The sequence below is a fragment of the Clostridium sp. genome, assembly GCF_040797585.1.
Classification (GTDB): Bacteria; Bacillota; Clostridia; order Clostridiales; family Clostridiaceae; genus Clostridium_Z.
This window is the reverse complement of record NZ_JBFNEO010000240.1, coordinates 1-4,072: the sequence shown is the minus strand read 5'-3', so window position 1 is coordinate 4,072 and position 4,072 is coordinate 1. Positions and strand designations below refer to the sequence as shown.

At 31.4% G+C, this 4,072-nt stretch carries 2 protein-coding genes and 1 pseudogene; all 3 read left to right on the top strand.

Annotation, left to right across the window (positions count from 1 at the left end):
- A pseudogene (locus AB2369_RS12105) lies at nt 1-960 on the top strand (hypothetical protein); the annotation flags it as partial.
- A 170-nt stretch (nt 961-1,130) separates the two neighbouring features.
- Nucleotides 1,131-2,510: a TldD/PmbA family protein gene (locus AB2369_RS12100; RefSeq protein WP_367666732.1), complete on the top strand. Its 1,380-nt coding sequence runs from the start codon at nt 1,131-1,133 to the stop codon at nt 2,508-2,510.
- Nucleotides 2,511-2,521: 11 nt separating this feature from the next.
- A complete protein-coding gene (locus AB2369_RS12095) occupies nt 2,522-3,865 on the top strand; it encodes a TldD/PmbA family protein (protein ID WP_367666731.1) in 1,344 nt (447 codons plus the stop codon).
- Nucleotides 3,866-4,072: the final 207 nt, after the last annotated feature.

Here is a 4,072-nt window from a genome sequence, read left to right as displayed (position 1 = left end):
GATATATCCTCCGGTACAAAATCAGAGGTTATAATGAAAGAAAGTCCTAGTACAAAACTTAAAGATTCAGGAATACTTTTAGGGCTTAAGTCTATAGATGAACAAAATAATATTAAATATAGAACTATTTGGATATCTCAATATGAAGATTACTTTGGAACCATGTACGAGATTGATGATCTTCTTGTTCCAAGAATTAATGGATTCTATAATGTTAAAGTAGAGAACTCAAATGTAGATGGATTTAATAAGGAGACCATAGTATCATCTTCTATCAATAGCAATATTATCAAACCTACAAAAGTACCAAAGGAAAATTCCAATATAAGAAGAAATATACTTTTTGTTGGCAATGATTATATATCTACAGAGGTAATAAAAGAGAATGAACAAAAGGGAAGTAAAAAACAGTATTATGAGGTAGTGCCAATAGATAATACTAATATAAACCAAGGAATTAGATTATCATATATAGAAGGAGAAATTGGAAAAACCATGTTTTCCAATGGAGTTGACAAATATATTAAATATAATCCTGAGATAGATAAAGATTCAGTTATAACCAATGAAAGCTATTTTGGAATAGAAAGAAGAAATGGTAGTTGGAGATTAAAGGGTGGTATGGATACCAATATAGGATGGAGAACTTTTGATATAAATATGCTTCCGCCTAAGGTTATGGTGGCTTATGATGATTTATATATACCATGGAGTTATATAAAGTCAAGGTTTCCGGATGCTATAGATGCCTATACATCACCCAATAATAAAATGATATTAATTCTTACTAAGGATAACTTATATGGATATAATATTGTAAATAATGAAATAGGTGCAGAACCTAAGATATCATTAGAGCTAAATCCAAATGAAACAGTAGTAATGGCAGAGTGGGCTTCAGGTACTTATGTACCAAGATGGGAAGCACAAGCTAAAACACTTGGCCGTGAGATTAAATGATATAGCATAAACACTATGAGACATTAATAACCTCATAGTGTTTATTTTTATTAAAAACTATTTATATAATGTTTTTGTATTGCTACATATATGTTATAAAATCTAAAATATTGAAAAATAAGGAATAAAGTGATAGAATAAGTTCATAATTGTTTAAAGGGGGCATTGATATGTTATCAAAGGATATAGTGAAAAAGGTCCTAGCTAGAGCATTAAGCACAGGTGGGGATTTTGCAGAGATTTTTGAAGAAGATACCTTAAATAATAAAATAGCTATGGTAAAAGGTAAAACTGATAGTATAGTTTCAGGACGAATTTATGGGGTAGGTATTAGAATATTTAAAGGATTTAAAAGTGTATATGCATATACTAATGATAACAGCCTAACAAGCCTTTTACTCACTGCAGAAAAAGCAGCTATTGCTTTAGGGGAGATAAAAGGAGATGTTGATGTTAATATAACAGAAAGGGTTAATACAAATATTCACCCTTATTTATATGTACCATCATCAGTGGATACTAGAAAAAAGATAGATGTTGTAAAAAGAGCTTATACTTCCGCTAAAGACTATAGTAATGATATTGTACAAGCAATGGTAGAGATGTTAGATAAGGATCAAAAGGTGCTAATAGCTAACTCTAATGGACTATATACAGAGGATAGAAGAATAAGTAGCAGGCTTTTAATATCTTCTGTGGCTTCTAATGGAGTAGAGAACCAAACAGGAAGTGAAAATCCAGGAATGCGTAAGGGGTTCGAGTTTTTTAATGAAATAGATGTGGAAGGGTATGCAAGGAATGCAAGTAGAATAGCAACCACCATGCTTAAGGCAAAGCCATGTCCTGCAGGAATTATGCCTGTTGCTATAGAAAATGGCTTTGGAGGAGTTATATTCCATGAGGCTTGCGGTCACTCTTTAGAAGCAACATCTGTAGCTAAAGGAAACTCTGTATTTTGTGGAAAGCTTGGCAAGCAAATAGCTTCTACAAAGGTCACAGCTATTGATGATGGAACTATGACAAATTTATGGGGATCTTTAAATATAGATGATGAAGGAAATAAAACTAGAAGAAATGTGCTTATAGAAAATGGCATACTAAAATCCTATATGATAGATACATTAAATGGAAGAAGAATGGGCATGGAGGCTACAGGAAATTCAAGAAGAGAATCCTATAAGTTTGCCCCTACTTCAAGGATGACTAATACCTATATAGATAATGGGGATGATGACAATGATGCTATCATAAAATCTATAGATAAAGGATTATATGCAAAGAATATGGGGGGAGGATCAGTAAACCCAATAACAGGAGAATTTAATTTTGCAGTTTTAGAGGGATATTTAATTAAAAATGGAGAAATCCAGGAACCAGTAAGAGGGGCGAGTCTTATTGGTAAAGGATCAGAAGTCCTTATGAATATAGATATGGTTGGTAAAAATCTTGATCATGGACAAGGTATGTGTGGATCAGAAAGTGGTAGCGTGCCAGTTAATGTAGGGCAACCACTTTTAAGAGTATCTAAAATCACTGTTGGAGGAAGATAGGAGGGAGATTTATGAAAATAAGAGAATTTAAAGAACTAGTATTTACTAAGGCAAAGGAAGAAGGATTTAGTGAATATGAGATATATTACAGCAAGAAAGATGGATTAAATATTGAAATATATGAATTAGAAGTTGATAAGTATTCAGTAAATACTACTATGGGAGTAAGCTTTAGAGGGATATTTAATGGTAATATGGGATATGCCTTTAGTGAGATATTGGATGAAGAAGCAGCAAATATGTTAGTGGAAAAGGCTAAGGAAAATGCAGTGCTTATAGAAAAGGAAGAAAAAGAGTTTATATTTGGAGAGAAAGAAAATTATGAAAATATAAAATGTTTTAATGAAGAATTAAATGAAACTTCTGTGGAGAAAAAGATAGAATTAGCCTTAGAATTAGAGAAGGAAGGAAAAAGTGCTGATGAGAGAATTATTAAACTTGCAGAATGCTCTTATGCAGAAGAAAGTAATGAATATGGAATAATGAACTCTAAAGGCTTAGATCTTTATCATAAATCTAATATAGCATTTTCACTTTTAGTACCTGTAGTTAAGAATGGTGAGGAAATGAAGAATGGGTTTGAGTATATTTTCACATCAAACCTTAAGGACATAAATCCTAAGGATCTAGCTAAAAGTGCTGCAGAAGATGTTTTAAGTAAATTAAATGGGGATACCATAGAGTCAGGAAAATATAAAGTAGCAATTGAGAATAGAACTATGGCATCCTTACTTTCAGCATTTATATATTCTTTTAATGGAGAAGATGTTCAAAAGGGTCTATCTCTTCTTAAGGATAAGCTTTCTGAAACCATAGCATCTACCATAGTGAATCTAGTAGATGATCCTCTTATAGAAGGAGGAGTGAAATCAAGACCTTTTGATGATGAGGGGGTTCCCACATATAAAAAGTATTTAATTAAAGAAGGGAAGCTAAATACTTTTATGCATAATTTATCTACAGCTAATAAAGCAAAGGTTAAAACCACAGGAAATGCTTATAGAGCTTCTTATTCCTCATCAGTAACAGTAGCTCCATCTAATTGTTATATTGAAAAAGGTAATGTTTCAAAAGAGGATCTTATTAAGGAAGTTAAAGATGGATTACTTATAACTGAACTTAATGGAATACATGCAGGGGCCAATGCTATAACAGGAGATTTCTCTTTAGCAGCTAGTGGCTTTTTAATTAAAGATGGAAAGAAGGATAGACCTGTGGAGCAGATAACAGTAGCAGGAAACTTCTTTAGTTTAATAAAAGATATCGAACTTATAGGAGAAGATTTAAAGTTTGATTTTTCTATGTTTGGAAGTCCAACAGTGGTTGTAAAGGAGCTATCTGTAGCAGGAAAATAAACTTATAATCAAAAAGGCACTATGAATTTTTATGAAAAATTCATAGTGTCTTTTTTAATTATTATAAATAGCTATAAGTAGTTTTAAAGATTTTCTATTTTATAAGGTTTATATCTTATAAAATAATTTTAATATATAAGACTTTAATCAATATGGAGATTATATAAGGGTACTTAAGGCTTTCAATTAAGACATATTTAAGTTTTT

What these genes read in the sequence shown, in the direction of transcription:
- AB2369_RS12100 (WP_367666732.1), top strand. Translation starts at nt 1,131, where the DNA reads ATGTTATCAAAGGATATAGTGAAAAAGGTCCTAGCTAGAGCATTAAGC.
- AB2369_RS12095 (WP_367666731.1), top strand. Translation starts at nt 2,522, where the DNA reads ATGAAAATAAGAGAATTTAAAGAACTAGTATTTACTAAGGCAAAGGAA.